The organism is Borborobacter xinjiangensis, assembly GCF_047739745.1.
Lineage (GTDB): Bacteria > Pseudomonadota > Alphaproteobacteria > Rhizobiales > Rhizobiaceae > Pseudaminobacter.
In genome coordinates this window covers 1-14,102 of record NZ_JBLLVA010000012.1, presented here as the reverse complement: position 1 = coordinate 14,102, position 14,102 = coordinate 1, and the positions used below count along the sequence as shown (strand labels likewise).

At 57.2% G+C, this 14,102-nt stretch carries 13 protein-coding genes; 6 read left to right on the top strand and 7 right to left on the bottom strand.

Annotated features, from left to right (window positions below):
* Positions 1-117: 117 nt before the first annotated feature.
* Both ACLKMW_RS14120 and ACLKMW_RS14115 read right to left on the bottom strand, forming a co-directional pair.
* On the bottom strand, positions 118-801 hold the full coding sequence (locus ACLKMW_RS14120; protein ID WP_415725097.1) for an acyl-homoserine-lactone synthase: 684 nt from the start codon (positions 799-801) through the stop codon (positions 118-120).
* 256 nt (positions 802-1,057) lie between these two features.
* On the bottom strand, positions 1,058-1,846 hold the full coding sequence (locus tag ACLKMW_RS14115; protein WP_415725096.1) for an autoinducer binding domain-containing protein: 789 nt from the start codon (positions 1,844-1,846) through the stop codon (positions 1,058-1,060).
* A 67-nt stretch (positions 1,847-1,913) separates the two neighbouring features.
* On the opposite strand from ACLKMW_RS14115, the gene ACLKMW_RS14110 reads away from it, so the two are divergent.
* Positions 1,914-2,156 (top strand): helix-turn-helix domain-containing protein, encoded by a 243-nt coding sequence (locus ACLKMW_RS14110; RefSeq protein ID WP_415725095.1) that lies wholly within the window; start codon positions 1,914-1,916, stop codon positions 2,154-2,156.
* On the opposite strand, the gene ACLKMW_RS14105 is transcribed toward ACLKMW_RS14110, so the two are convergent.
* Positions 2,153-2,404, bottom strand: a complete 252-nt coding sequence (locus ACLKMW_RS14105; protein ID WP_415725094.1) for a helix-turn-helix domain-containing protein — start codon at positions 2,402-2,404, stop codon at positions 2,153-2,155. The two genes, ACLKMW_RS14110 and ACLKMW_RS14105, sit on opposite strands and share 4 nt — an antisense overlap.
* A gap of 173 nt (positions 2,405-2,577) precedes the next feature.
* Here ACLKMW_RS14105 and ACLKMW_RS14100 point away from each other — a divergent pair, with 173 nt between their 5' ends.
* Complete coding sequence (locus ACLKMW_RS14100; RefSeq protein ID WP_415725093.1) at positions 2,578-3,876, top strand: threonine synthase; 1,299 nt, start codon at positions 2,578-2,580, stop codon at positions 3,874-3,876.
* On the opposite strand, the gene ACLKMW_RS14095 is transcribed toward ACLKMW_RS14100, so the two are convergent.
* From ACLKMW_RS14095 to ACLKMW_RS14085, 3 genes are all read right to left on the bottom strand, one after another.
* Positions 3,873-4,892: a cysteine synthase family protein gene (locus ACLKMW_RS14095; RefSeq protein ID WP_415725092.1), complete on the bottom strand. Its 1,020-nt coding sequence runs from the start codon at positions 4,890-4,892 to the stop codon at positions 3,873-3,875. The genes ACLKMW_RS14100 and ACLKMW_RS14095 overlap by 4 nt on opposite strands.
* The gene (locus ACLKMW_RS14090) at positions 4,889-5,863 is read right to left on the bottom strand and encodes a GHMP family kinase ATP-binding protein (RefSeq protein ID WP_415725091.1); all 975 of its coding nucleotides are present in this window, start codon (positions 5,861-5,863) and stop codon (positions 4,889-4,891) included. Before ACLKMW_RS14090 ends, ACLKMW_RS14095 begins: the two co-directional genes overlap by 4 nt.
* 127 nt (positions 5,864-5,990) lie before the next feature.
* A complete protein-coding gene (locus tag ACLKMW_RS14085) occupies positions 5,991-6,473 on the bottom strand; it encodes an Lrp/AsnC family transcriptional regulator (RefSeq protein WP_415725090.1) in 483 nt (160 codons plus the stop codon).
* 122 nt (positions 6,474-6,595) lie between these two features.
* On the opposite strand from ACLKMW_RS14085, the gene ACLKMW_RS14080 reads away from it, so the two are divergent.
* The 4 genes from ACLKMW_RS14080 to repB all read left to right on the top strand — a co-directional run bounded on the left by ACLKMW_RS14080 (position 6,596) and on the right by repB (position 12,994).
* Positions 6,596-8,989, top strand: a complete 2,394-nt coding sequence (locus ACLKMW_RS14080; RefSeq protein ID WP_415725222.1) for a transketolase — start codon at positions 6,596-6,598, stop codon at positions 8,987-8,989.
* A gap of 16 nt (positions 8,990-9,005) precedes the next feature.
* On the top strand, positions 9,006-10,328 hold the full coding sequence (locus ACLKMW_RS14075; protein WP_415725089.1) for an MmgE/PrpD family protein: 1,323 nt from the start codon (positions 9,006-9,008) through the stop codon (positions 10,326-10,328).
* A 429-nt stretch (positions 10,329-10,757) separates the two neighbouring features.
* Complete coding sequence (gene repA / locus ACLKMW_RS14070; RefSeq protein ID WP_415725088.1) at positions 10,758-11,972, top strand: plasmid partitioning protein RepA; 1,215 nt, start codon at positions 10,758-10,760, stop codon at positions 11,970-11,972.
* The gene (gene repB, locus ACLKMW_RS14065) at positions 11,969-12,994 is read left to right on the top strand and encodes a plasmid partitioning protein RepB (RefSeq protein WP_415725087.1); all 1,026 of its coding nucleotides are present in this window, start codon (positions 11,969-11,971) and stop codon (positions 12,992-12,994) included. Before repA ends, repB begins: the two co-directional genes overlap by 4 nt.
* Positions 12,995-13,462: 468 nt before the next feature.
* Here the strand turns inward: repB and ACLKMW_RS14060 are convergent.
* A partial coding sequence (locus tag ACLKMW_RS14060) for a site-specific integrase (protein ID WP_415725086.1) occupies positions 13,463-14,102 on the bottom strand: 640 nt, incomplete at its 5' end.

Here is a 14,102-nt window from a genome sequence, read left to right as displayed (position 1 = left end):
TCCGGTCATCAGCGAATGGAGCCGCAAGGAGCAGCGCTGGTGCCGTTCTATCGCGTAACTCATTGCCGCGGACACTGAAGTATCCGCACACTGCATTGTCGAGCAGGTCTCCATACTCTATGGTTTTGACGCGAACGGGTTTGTTGGATCCGCCAGACAGGATTGGTTGATCGTGTAGAACTTGCGGGTCGTGACGAGCGCGTGAGTAGACATCTCTACCATCAGCCCCACTAACGACTCACCGCCTCGTTCGACTGCCCTTCCAAGTTGCTTAGGACGCCAGCCGAGTTCGCTCAGGCGTGCTACCCAGAATTGCTCGCACACAATCGTCACGTGGCTAATGCTATTGCGCAAGCAGTGCTCGAGAATGGCGCAATACATCATTCCGGCCGCCTTGCTGGGCCGACCTCGTTCGCGAAAATCCTTCGCGACAAAGATGCGGGTCCATTCGAAGATATCCGAAGCGCGCGGAACCTCTCCTTCGACAAGCATCGGAAAAACGTCATTCAGGAGATGTGGACTGATCGTGGGGACTAAACGAGATCCTGCCACCACACCTCTGCCAGGCAAAATTCCCAGAAGATAGACAGCATCTGAGGTGTCGAAGGCGTCAATCTCCCGTTTGTCCGGGCGATCAAGTTCCTGCCAGCCTCGTTCCTTGACATAAATCTCATATCGCAGCCGGTACATTTGCTCGATATAGGATGCGTAAGCAGTCTGGTTGCTTTGGTCGACAATGTGCACTTGAAACATAGCAAGCTCCTGCAGCCATGTTTCTTGTCTGGGCAGCGTGTTGGCCATACCGAGATTCTGGGATTGTCCGTCGCAAATCGGAGAACAGAATTACAGATCTTCTCCCTCCTAAGTTGGGCGCGTCCACCCCGCCCAAGACTTGCGATCGAAGTTCAGCGCTACCTTATCCGAAGCGTGCTCAGGGCGATCGCTCTGGATCACACCGGGCTAACGCAACGCCATTTTGGCGGCCGCCTTGTCGGTGAGAAGCATATGCGTTGCAGGGCCGGATCGCCAGCGGGCGTCCGTCCAATCTCCGGCGAGCCTAAAGCTGTATCAACTGCCGGCGTAGCGCCTCGACGACAGCATGCGCAATATTGGCTGTATCGAGCTTCCGCCGTATATTGCGCAGGTGAGTGGCGATCGTGTGCTCGGACACGTTCAAGATGCATGAAATTTCCCAGGCAGTCTTGCCGAGAACCGTCCACTGCAGGATTTCACACTCGCGTTTTGACAGTATTGATGCGTTGTCTTCTGTGTCTTCGCCGACCCGCGAGACGGCCCGGAACGCCTCCCTTGCAAGCAATGCTATCATCCGAACGCACGATGGTGAGAGTTCGGGAGACAATCCCGCTGCCGTTACGACCGCCGGTTCCCTGAAAGGAGCGTGGATGGGAACGCAAATGCCGTTGCGAAGGCCAAGTTCGGCCGCCTCGTCCATCACGCGGCGGGCTGGCGGTGCAAGATCACAGTGCACGATGTCATTCCAGACGAACGGATAAGCCGTGTTCCGGGATTTGGCCGCGCATGGGTCGAAGCGGTAGTGTTGGCGTGATGTGTAACGATCATACCAATCGATTGGCCAACCATTGAAAATAACCCGCTCGTACCAGCGTCGATCAGACGGGCGCGGTAGGTTGGTGACAAGGCAGGCGGTAAGGCCAAAACGTTTCAAAGCATTACAGAACGTAGCGACTATGTTGTCGATATCCGTCGCGTCGTCGATCTCTCGAACCGTCTTCAGGATGCCAAGCAGTTCATTCTCGTTCATCAATGCGGAGCCGGGCCATTTTGTATCCTGATAGCAATAGGTCCGTGCCTGTTTGTCGGACAAGGGTTCCGCATCCGAATGATTACTAAAGTAGGTGGCGAAAACAGTATTCGTTGGGCGGCCTTATCTCATGAAAATGAGATCCGTATTCGCCCGAAACCTTCGGTTATTACGCCAACGCTCCGCCTTGTCTCAGGAAAAGCTGGCAAGATTGGCTGGCCTTGATCGGAACTACGTCGGCAAGCTGGAAAGAGAACAGAATTCCCCAACCATCGACACCGTGGAAGTCCTGGCAGTGGCGTTAGGAGTCGACTTCCAACGCCTGATTGCCAACCCTCCGACGCAAGTAAAAGGTGAAAAGCGCGCGGACTAACCGCCGTTTCCGTTGCGCGTTTTCTGGTTCGCTTCGGCAAACGGGGGTCGGATAAGTTCTTCGATCTCGGTGTCCAGCGCCTGGGCTAGTTTCGAAAGCGAATCGATCGTCGGGTTTCGACGGCCAGCTTCAAGACCACTTAGATATGCTCGTGTGAAGCCGGAACGGAAGGAGAGTTCCTCTTGGGACAGTCCCCGCTCACGCCGCAATCTCGGTACGTTGAAGCCTACAATCGCGCGAATGCCCATCAGGGCAAATCAGCGGCGTGTACACTTTAATGCGACACACTATAGTGAACATTTTACATTGACATGCCCAGCCGCGACTGGTTCATTGCAGACGTTTAAACGTAACGTGCAGCAAGGATCTCTGCTGGTTCGCAACACGCGAATCCCGACCAGCGGGGGAAGTTAATCAATCCATGACAGCAATTGGGAAAGCCTGTGAAGGCGTAGCAATCGGCCGTGCCCATCTATACGTCTGTATCCGCTGTGGAACGTCGTTCCCGTTTGATGTGCACATCGATTCCCGCGGCTGTCCACATTGTTTTGCTGACGCAGCATCAAACCTGCAGGTCATTTCGACAGATGATACGAGGTTGCCGGGAGGCGACACGCCTTCGCTCTGGCGATACGCCGACAGGCTCCCCTGCGAGATCGAAAAGGCAATCTCCCTCGGCGAAGGACTGACACCCCTGCTGAGAGCAGATCAACTGGGGCAGGAATTCGGACTGGACCAGCTTTACATCAAGGACGAGGGCAGGAATCCGACGTGGTCTCACAAGGATCGTTTTTCGACAGTCGCCGTCTCAATGGCGCGCCTGTCTGGTGCCCGGGTTGTTGCAACGGCCTCGTCGGGCAATGCGGGTGCCTCGCTCGCGGCCTACGCGGCCAAGGGAGGGCTCGACTGCGTCGTCGTCACCTTTGCTGGCATCGGGACCCCTATGCTGGCGCAGGTCCGGAAATACGGCGCAACCGTCCTGACGCTCGCCAACAAGGCCGACAGATGGCCCCTGCTGCAAAAAGCCAGCCAGGAATTGGGCTGGTTCGTCACGTCGCCTTTCCACGAACCGGTAGTCGGCAGTCATCCCGCAGGCATCGCCGGTTACAAAACCATTGCCTATGAACTTGTTGCGCAACTTGGCGGTATTGCTCCCGATTGGTGCGCGCTTCCGGTTTGTTATGGAGACGCGCTCGTCGGCCTCTGGCAAGGGTTTGCTGAATTGCTGAAGGCGGGTGAAATCAGCGCCTTGCCGCGCTTTGTCGCTGCCGAGGTGCATGGGTCCCTAGGGGCGACACTGAAAGTGGACTCCGATGTTATCGTCGAGGCGCCGGCAAAATTCGAAACGCTCGCCGTATCGATTGGTGCCAAACGTAGCACCTACCAGGCTTTAGCTGCCTTGCGGGCATCCAATGGTGTCGCAGTGAGCGTCGACAACAATCACCTCATCGCCCTGCAAGAGGAGCTGGCTCGGCGCGAGGGTATCCTGGCGGAACTGGCATCTGTAACGCCCTTGTCAGCTATCGCATCCTTAAAACAGCGGGGAATAATTGCACGAGAGAACAAGGTGGTTGCTATTGTCACTGCGAGTGGGTTGAAGGATCTTGATAGGTCAGCTGAGGCAGCTGCGGCAGACCCCAAGCCATTTGTTTCAGTTCATGATGCCATGGCTTGGCTTGAGAGCCTTTACCGACGAAATCACTTTGAGAACCCTGTCTAAGGTGCAAGCTTTCCCAGTGAACGACGTCGCCACAAAAAGCGTGTCCAATCCGTTTCTCCAGTGTTCTGGATGCGCGTGAGAGTCACAGGATTTTTCGGTGGCCGCATCGGCCAGCCGGGCACCCGGGCCAGCCAGTCATCATTGTAGACTGTCTCCAGGTAGCGGTGGCCTTCATCAGGAAGGATCGCCAGCGTGACGGCTTCGGGATGGCTTGCCGAAACCCACCTTGCGACCAAGACTGCCGCCCCACTGGTCGGGCCCATGAAGATGCCATGCGTCCGATAGAGCGCATGGGTCTCACAAAAAGCAGGAAGCGCACCGACCCAATGAACCTCGTCCACGATCTGATGACGGAGATTGGCGGGTAGGATGGAGTTGCCCAGCCCTCGCAACAAGCGCTTGCGTGCACGTTGCCCGAAAAGAACGCTTCCCTGCGTGTCGACTGCTACTACCTGCAAGGTGGGAAAGAGGTGCCGCAGAAATCCTCCCGTACCGCACAGCGACCCACCTGATCCTACGCAGCCGACAAGGTAGTCTACCCTGCCGATTGATCGCGCAATTTCCTCAGCAAACGACGCATAGGCCAAAGCGTTCTCCGGATTGTGATACTGCTGCGGCCAGTAGGATTGCGGATGAGCGGCCATTACTTCGCGAAGCCGCTCAAGGCGACCAACTTGATTGCCGTCGCCTCGGATATCGTTCGTGACGATTACCTCGACGCCAAGTTTTTCCAGGCGATGAATGAAGGAAGGACCGACCAAACTTGAGGCAGTGATCAGGGTAAGATCGTAGCCAAATGTTGCAGCCACCATGGCAAGGGCTAGCCCGAATGTTCCCGACGTCGTCTCGACAATGCGCCCTCTCGGTACAAGCTGACCCGAGGCGGCTGCCCGCTCGATAATGTAGCGAGCAGGCTGAAGCTTCATGAGATGAAAGCAGGCAGCATGCAGGTTGGGCGCCAGTTTGGCAAACCGCGGACTCTCGCAAGCGCGCAGGTATTCAGTGTTAGAGCTCATCGGCTCGGCTTCTCGGCATTGATCAGGAAGATTTGATGAGCTTCAAGTCCTATAGCTGTTGCCGCTTGGGCAATTTCGCGAGCACGCCGCGCCGCGTTTCTCATTGCCGGGTCCAGCAGGATACCCATTGCCGTACCGCTGTGGGCAACCTGGACACCGCAAGCGCGATGGTGCTCAGCAATCTCCTGCACCGCTGCCAGCTGTGGTTTGGGAAGGTAGCGCTGATTGATATGCGCACTTACTGTCGCTACCCGCCCGGCAAGCCATGGGTTCTGTTGGTCGACAGCGCGCCGCATCAATCCCCTAAGCACCTTGAAAACCTGTATTTCTTCACTGCCATAGCGGGCACGGGGAAAACGCAAGGTGTTGACTTCTTTTACGCCCGGCTCTGTTAAGCCAACGACGAGCAGCGGCGGGAGGGATGGCCCGAAATGTTCGAGTATCGAGCCCTCTCGGTGGGCAAACAAGATCGCTTGGTCGTCGTAGACAATGGCATCACTGGCGCCTTCTGCCTGGACTGCGAGCTCGGCAATTGTCTGCCGTGGCAAAGCTACGTCCTTGGCCGCAGCAACCGCGCGGATCGTGGCCACCACATCGGCGGTAGAGGACCCATAGCCGTGCCCAACAGCTATCCTGCTGTCGAGCGTGAGGCGCCCTCCTTCATGACAACCGAGATGGCCGAGTACAATTGAAGCAGCATGGGCAGCCTTGTGGCGATCGGGGGGCTCGACGTAGATATCGGAGGCGCCATCCAGGTGCGCTACTGCGTGGGTTTGCAAGGCCGGCATCGGCAAAGTGACAAGACCACGATGAAGTCGACCATCGTGACTCTCGAACACGCCTTGCAGCAATTCGCCGTGGTGGGCGATAGCCCAGCCCTCGCCTATTCCCGGTCCCGATTGGACGACCCTGTCTGCGGCATCCGGAACGGAAGACGCTGCAAGGCTGGTGTGTGAGAGCGGCTTCTTCATTGCATCTGCCTGTCGCAACGATTGATTCATTCGAACAGAGAGGCAGTGCGATTTCACTCGCTGAATTCTGGTACTGGAGCTGAATGTGTGATGCCGTAATGTGCGGCGGGCCGCTCTAATGCCTTCTCTAGGCGCGCCTGCCATCGGCAACGATCGGCAACATATTGGACCTTTTCACGTGACCCAGGGCGAAGCTCGATTCAATGGATGCAACACCATCGAGCCGCGTAAGCTTGTCCTTCAGAAAGCGCTCGTAAGCTTCAAGATCCTTAACGACGACGCGCAAGAGATAGTCTCTTTGTCCCGTCATCAAAAAGCAGTCGACCACTTCCGGCCATCGGCAAACAGCTTGCGAAAACCTGTCCAGTTCTTCTTCCCGTTGGCGCTCAAGTTTGATCGATGCAAATACGCTGATGGGCAGGCCGACTTTCGCCTGATCGACCACTGCGACGTAACCGCTGATGACACCTGCCTCTTCAAGCAATCGGACACGTCGCGCGCATGGCGATGCCGACAGGCTGACAATTTCCGAGAGGGCAAGGATCGACAGCCTGCCATCCGACTGCAGTGCGGAAATGATTTTTCGGTCTATGTCGTCCAAATCGTGCATTAGCAGATTTCACCAATTTTTCTATCGCAATTGGCAGGAGTCGCCAATTGGGTGGCTTTTTCCGCTCAACTTTAGCACCGCTCTCCAATGCAGTCACGCTAGCCTCGGCGTTGTTGAGGAGGATGACTGAAATGAATGAATTGACAATCCTGGAACAGCTTGAACGCAAGGTGCTGTGGCTCGCCGCCTGGATGGTCCACCACGCCAACCATATTCGACCCCACGAGGACGGGATCAAGGTCGGAGGGCACCAGGCTTCCTCGGCATCCCTGGTTACAATCATGACAGCGCTCTATTTCGACATCCTTCGTGCGCAGGATCGCGTTGCAGTCAAACCCCATGCCAGCCCTGCATATCATGCGATCAAGTATCTGCTTGGGAGCCAGACGCGCGAAAAGCTCGAAAACTTTCGAGGCTATAAAGGCGCGCAGTCCTATCCGTCGCGAACCAAGGACACGACAGGAGTCGACTTTTCCACCGGTTCGGTAGGGCTTGGTGTGGCACAGACGCTTTTTGCTTCCATCGCCCAGGACTATGTTCAGGCGAAGGACTGGGCAGTCTCCCGACCGGAAGGGCGGATGATCGCGCTTCTCGGCGACGCTGAAATGGACGAGGGAAACGTCTTTGAAGCCTTGGTCGAAGGACGCAAACACGGCCTGAGAAATACCTGGTGGATCATAGATTACAATCGTCAAAGCCTCGATGCAGTTATCCAGGAGGGGCTTTGCGAAAGATTGCAAGCGGTCTTCACCTCTTTCGGATGGCAGGTGGAACTGCTCAAGTATGGCTCACTGCTTCAGCAGGCATTTCTGGAACCTGGCGGCGACAGGTTGCGCCAGTGGATCGATGAATGTCCAAATCAGGTCTATTCTGCTCTGACCTACCAGGGAGGCGGAGCCTGGCGCTCGCGTTTGCTCCAGGATCTGGAAGGCAGCAACAGCGCGATCGATATCATCAACCGCCGATCCGACGATGAACTGGCCTGCCTTATGACAAACCTTGCAGGCCATGATCTGGCGACGTTGCTTGACACGTTCAGAAAGCATCGAGACAGCGACAGACCCGTCTGCTTCATTGCGTATACGATAAAGGGGTTTGGGCTTCCCCTCGCCGGTCACAAGGATAACCATGCCGGCTTGTTAACGCCCGCTCAGATCGGCGGACTGCAGGCCTCCATGAACATCAGGAAGGGTCACGAATGGGATCTCTTCGAGGGTCTATCGCTGCCAGCAGCCGAGGTGAAAGCTTTTCTCAAGGAAGTTTCGGCGCGCTGCGAGGCAAGCTCGCATCGTAAGGCAGATGCCATCGCTATTCCGCAGCGGCTTACGGCTCCGCAACAACGCGTTCAGTCAACCCAGGCAGCCTTTGGCTCGATCCTCAACGAGATTGGCAGACAGGAAACGGACTTCGCGCGGCGTGTCGTGACCACATCGCCGGATGTCAGCGTGTCTACCAATCTAGGCCCATGGATCAACAAGCGTGGACTTTTTGCCCGCCAACACGAAGACGACATCTTCCGAAAGGAACGCATTGCATCGCCCTTTGTGTGGGAAGGGTCCCCGGCCGGTCAACATGTTGAACTCGGCATTGCCGAAATGAACCTTATGACCCTTTTGTCGGCATTCGGCTTGTCGCACTCGTTGTTTGGTGAACGTCTGTTTCCGGTAGGCACGCTCTATGATCCCTTCATCCAGCGTTCTCTGGATGGATTGAACTACGCCTGTTATCAGGATGCACGCTTCATGCTCGCCGCGACGCCCTCAGGCATAACCCTCGCTCCCGAAGGAGGCGCGCACCAATCGATCTCGACGCCGCTGATAGGATTGGCACAGGACGGGCTCGCTTCCTTCGAGCCATCCTTCGTTGATGAGCTGGCTGTCATCATGCGGTTCGGCTTCGACTACATGCAATGCTCTGGCGGAACCAGCAGAAACGCCGAAACCTGGCTCTTAGATGATGCAGGCGGTTCAGTATACCTGCGCCTGTCGACCCGTCCACTCGAACAGCCGGTGCGTCAATTGTCAGAGGGGGACGAGAAGAATATCGTGAGCGGCGGCTACTGGTTGAGGCGACCGGGACCCAATGCCGAGGTCATCATCGCCTACACCGGAGTTGTAGCGCAGGAAGCGATCCGTGCGGCTGGCCTACTGGCCGAGGACAGGCGTGATATCGGGCTGCTCGCAATCACATCTGCCGACCGACTCTATTCCGGCTGGACAGCGGCAGGGCGGGAAAGAGAGGCGGGCAACCGCGAGGTCCAATCTCATGTCGAAAGGCTTTTGGCGGGCGTTCCGACACATTGTGGAATTGTCACCATTCTGGATGGACACCCAGCCACTCTTGCGTGGCTAGGTTCTGTCCATGGCCATCGGACTCGCTCACTTGGGGTAGAACACTTCGGGCAGACGGGAACGATAGGCGAATTATACCGGCACTATGGCCTGGATACTGCCGCCATTCTCCGCGCGGCCGAAGCGATCGCACCGGGGCGTCCGCTACGTCATCTCGCAGCGTGAAGAAGGTAAAGCACCTATGGAATACACATCGCAGACCTTGGCGCATTTCTGTTCGAGTGTTTCCACTGACGATGTTCCAGAACAGGTCCTCGATGCAGCCGAGCGGGCGCTGCTCGACACGATCGCTGCCATTATTGGTGGGGCCGGCACAAAAAACGCGCACTGCATGCGAAGTGCAGGTCTCAACATTTTTGGTGAGGGTGCCTTTAAGGCATGGTTCTGCGACAGCGATCCCATGCATTTTCTAGGCGCCCTTCTGGCAAATTGCGCAGCAGCTAGCGCTCTTGATATCGACGACGGGCATCGCGGTGCGGCTGGTCATCCGGGAGCCGCCATTGTTCCAGCCGTTCTGATGCAATGTCAAAAAGCGCCGCCTCTGCCCGGAAAAGACATCCTAGCAGCCATTGCCATTGGATATGACGTCGCACTCAGGATTGGGCAAAGTCGGCATCGATACGAACAAGTCAGCTACGCGAGCGGCATCTGGACTTGTTATGGCGTCGCGGCTGCGCTTGGAAGGTTGAATGGCTTATCGGACAGCAGCATGGCGCACGCGATTGCGATTGCTGGCGCGGAGGCACCCCAGAACCTGCCTCAGGGTGCTTGCTTGGCCAGTTCCGTTAAGGGTAGCAGCCCGTGGTCGACGGTTACTGCTGCAGTGGCGGTAGCCCGTGCGGCTGCAGGTGCATCAGGGTCGATCGATCTTCTCGACAGACCCGCGGCATATAACGTCGCAGCCATCTGCCAGGACCTGTCGGTGCGCTGGCTGATCACGGAAACCTACCAAAAACCATATGCGTCGTGCCGATATACGCACCCCGTGATCGATGCCATCTTGCAGTTGAGACCTGCAGGTGGATGGAATTTGGCGCAACTCCAATCCATTACGGTCGAAATCTTCCCGGAGGCGGAGAAGCTGCCCAACAACGTAGCCCCTACTTCCCTGGAGGATGCGCAGTTTTCTATCCCCTTTGCGGCCGCTCTCGCAATCGTAACGGGAGCTTCCGGGTTCCGACCGCTTCAGCCAGATAGCCTTGAGGATTCGCGTATTCTTGGCTTGGCCCAGAAGATACGGCTCGACTATTCATCTACCGATTTTCACAACATCTTTCCTGCTCGCACCCCCGCGCGGGTCACGCTGGTGATCGATGGCAAGCACCAAAGCGTTCAGGTCGACTACCCCGTTGGAGATGTGGCAAATCCAATGAGTACGGAAGCTATCGCCTCCAAGCTTGCCGATCTTGATTGCCACGCCAGCTCCAGAACCGGGGACCTCCTGGCCGCCGTGAAGAATCTACGGCGGTCGGACAGCAAGCAGCTGCTGGATCTGTTAGTGTAACGTTCCGAGAAGCGAGGTGGCCAGGCGTCCGTCGACTGCGTGACAGCAGTGCGTCCGTTCGTTTGGGCGAACAATCTGTCCGGACCTGGATTCTGGCTGAAGAAGGTCAGCTGAGTCGCATGCGCTGTCCGGGTCCGGCTGAGTCGCGAATTTACGCCAATATCGGTCCGTGGCGGCGGTTCGTGGCCTCCCAACTTTGTCTTGAGACGTTCGTTGTTTGAGACCCAACTCGTTAGGTTCCGAGCCTGCCTCCTCTAAGTGCCGGAAAACATGCATGAAGCGCCCGACCTTGTTGTTTGACGGCCATCACGGGAAGAAGGCAACCGGCCGTTAACCATTAAGCAATGGATGTTGAACGAGAATGTGTCCCGTTGTCGGCTATTTGCCGACAAAACGCCGATAGGCCGACAAAGAGGGACAGTGACGATAATGAATGCGTACACAGCGGCAAAGGCGCAGGACGAACATCCAGCCGAAAAGATTGTGCGGCACGCTACGACGCTGTCTGAGCATCTTCAGGCGCGCCGTGAGCAGATGTATCCCCCAAATGCGCAAAAAGGCCTTCGACACTTCATGACGCACGAAGTGTCGAAGTTGACGTTGATTCCGGAATCGACGCTTAAGCTTATGTCCAACGAAGGAAAGGGTCCCCTCCCCGCGCGGCTGGAAAACAATCATCGCGCCTACACCTTGGCCCAGATAAATGAGCTGCGAAAGCTTTTTGCCGAGCAAAGACCCGGCGACGCGCTCAGGTACCTGCCTCATCGCAGGCAAGGTGAGCACTTGCAAATTCTCGCAGTGGCAAATTTCAAGGGCGGTAGTGCGAAGACGACGACCAGTGCGCATCTGGCGCACTATCTGGCACTATATGGATATCGAGTGCTTGCCATCGACCTTGATCCTCAGGCATCGCTGTCAGCGATGTTCGGGGCACAGCCGGAAATTGATGTTCGCCACAACGAAACCATCTATGCCGCGCTTCGCTACGATGAAGAAAGACGCCCAATCAAGGAAATCGTCCGCACGACCTATTTCACTGGAATAGACCTGATTCCGGGAAACATTGAGGTGATGGAATATGAACACGAGACGCCACGAATGCTGGCGTCCCGGCGGACGGACCCGGATAGTCTTTTCTTCGAACGGCTACGTCTCGTATTGTCCGAAGTGGAAGACAATTATGACATCGTGATCCTCGACACCCCCCCTTCCCTCGGATTTCTAACATTGGGTGCGATCTATGCCGCGACAGGCCTGTTGGTCACGGTGCATCCGGCAATGCTCGATGTAATGTCGATGAGCCAGTTCCTGTTGATGATGGGAGATCTGATTTCGGTCATCAGAGATGCGGGCGCCGATATGCATCAGGATTTCTTGCGCTATGTCGTGACGCGTCACGATCCCATGGATCATTCCCAGGTACATGTCGTCTCGATGCTGCGTCACCTTTTTGGCAATGACGTTCTGACTTCGACAGCGGTGGAAAGTGCCGCGATCGAGACGGCGGGCTTGGCCAAACGCACACTCTATGAGCTCGAGTCTGGCAACGTTTCGGCAGCAACCGTAAAGCGTGCCCGCGAGTCAATCGATGCGGTAAATTCTCAGGTCATGGACCTGATTGTCCGTAGCTGGGGGCGAAAATGAGTTCTAGACGAGCCGGTAAGTCCATCCTGGCAAGCTTTGGCGCTTTCGCCGATCCTGCCCCCATGACCGAGGACGCCATATCGGCTCGCTCGGACACCCAGCAGCAGCACCTCCCCCGTGTGGGCGCAGGCGTAATCGGGGCGACACAGCGTTCTTTGAACGAGCTTCGACTTGAGCACAACCGGCTACAGGCTTTGGTCGATGCCGGAGGCATTCTCGAACTAGATCCGGAGCTGGTGGACCCCTCCCCGTTTCCCGATCGCCTACCGGATGCGGACGATTTCCAGTTTTTAGAGTTCAAAAAACGTTTTGGCGAAGACGGACAGAAAGTTCCGATCTCTGTTCGGAGACACCCTCAAGTGGACGGCCGTTATCAGGTTGTCTACGGACATAGGCGCCATCGTGCCGCGCGCGAACTGGGCATCAAGGTTCGCGCTGTCCTCGCAGATTTGACTGATGCTGAACTGGTTGTCGTCCAGGGTATCGAAAACTCCGCTCGCGTCGATTTGAGCTGGATCGAGAGGGCATTGTTCGCATGGCGCATGGATGGGGCGGGCATCAAGGCGAAGGACATTCGAGCCGCACTCTCGATTGATGATCCTGAGCTGGCGCGTATGAGGAACGTCATGCGGACAGTTCCTCTGGAGATCATCCAGATTATAGGCCGGGCAGAAAAGGTCGGTCGTCCGCGCTGGGTCGCACTTGCCAGGGCCATAGACGACGACAAGCAATCGGTGGAGCGCATTACCAAAACCTTGTCAGCTGACAAGGTTTTGGCTCAGCCGTCGGATCAACGGTTTCGTCTGGCGTTCTCGGCGGCCCAATCACCGTCACAGGCTGGATCTGCCGAAGCCCAGCTCATAAAGGCACCGTCAGGCGAGGCTTTTGGCAAGATGCTGTATTCAGGAACGGCGGTGCAGTTGAAGATATCGAAGCCGCACGCCGCTGCGTTTGCCCACTTTCTAGAAGGTGAACTTCCGGCACTGGTGGAAAAATTCTTCGCTCAGGAAGGCCAGGAATAATTCGAATGTCGGCGAAACCTTGTCAGCTGACAAGGTTTCCGAGGGCTGAGTGAAACAAACAACTGCTAACTCGGCAAGACCGATGTGAAAAAAACTCCCGAGCGAGGGTACGGAAGCCCTTCTCAAGTGGATAGCTAGAGAAATTCACTTCGAGAGTATGCGCGTCCTCGGCGGACACCCAGCGGCCATCATTTCAGCCGCAACATATTGGAGGGCTGAACAGACCAGACAATGCCGGCGGGTATGTGCGCAGCCTGCGCAGGCCCAGCCGGGCAATTTCTCTACTTGGCGGATAAAGCGCGTACCGGCGTGCTCCCACATTCTCATCGGTGCTCATGCAGCCTAAAACCGTTTGCTGCTGTTCGCTCGCGTTATCAGCCGCTATCGTAAGCTGTTCTCGATATTGAGACTGATGACACTTAGCGCCTGGGTGCAGAGGAGGGGCGTTGTCGTGATTTTGGCCGCAACCTACAACCCGCTTGCTTTGGTGAGATTGACACGGAAGCGGTCGCGGCGGCGCTGGTAGCGGCGGGTCATTTCGGCCGAGGCATGGCCGAGCTGCTTTTGCACGTAACGCTCGTCGACCTCGGCCGAGGAGGCGAGGCCGGCGCGCAACGAGTGGCCGGCAAAACTCTGCGCCCGCTCGCCCTGGGCAAGATCGCCACGCACACCGGCGGCAAGCGCGGCGCGCTTTACCAGGCGGGCGACCTCCTGGGCATTGAGGCGCTCGGCGCCCGTCTTCCTGCCCTGTCCGGTGACGCGGCGGAACAGCGGGCCATGGGCGATGCGGGCCAGCGAGAGCCAGGTCTGAAGCGCCACGACCGGGCAGGTCGCATCCGTTGAGCCGCGGCCGATCTCGACCTCGCGCCAGCCGGTCTTGCCGCGCAGCGTCACCAGCATGCCCTTGTCGAGGATTTCGACCCAGCCGCTTCCGTCCTCGGTCTGGTCGCGGCCGACGTCCAGCCCGACAATCTCGGAGCGGCGCAAGGCCCCGGCAAAGCCGACGAGCAGCATGGCGCGATCGCGCAGGCCGCGCAGCGAGCCCCGGTCGAGCGTTTCCAGCATGGCGATCAGATCCTCCGGCAGGATCGCCTCCTTCTGCAGGGGC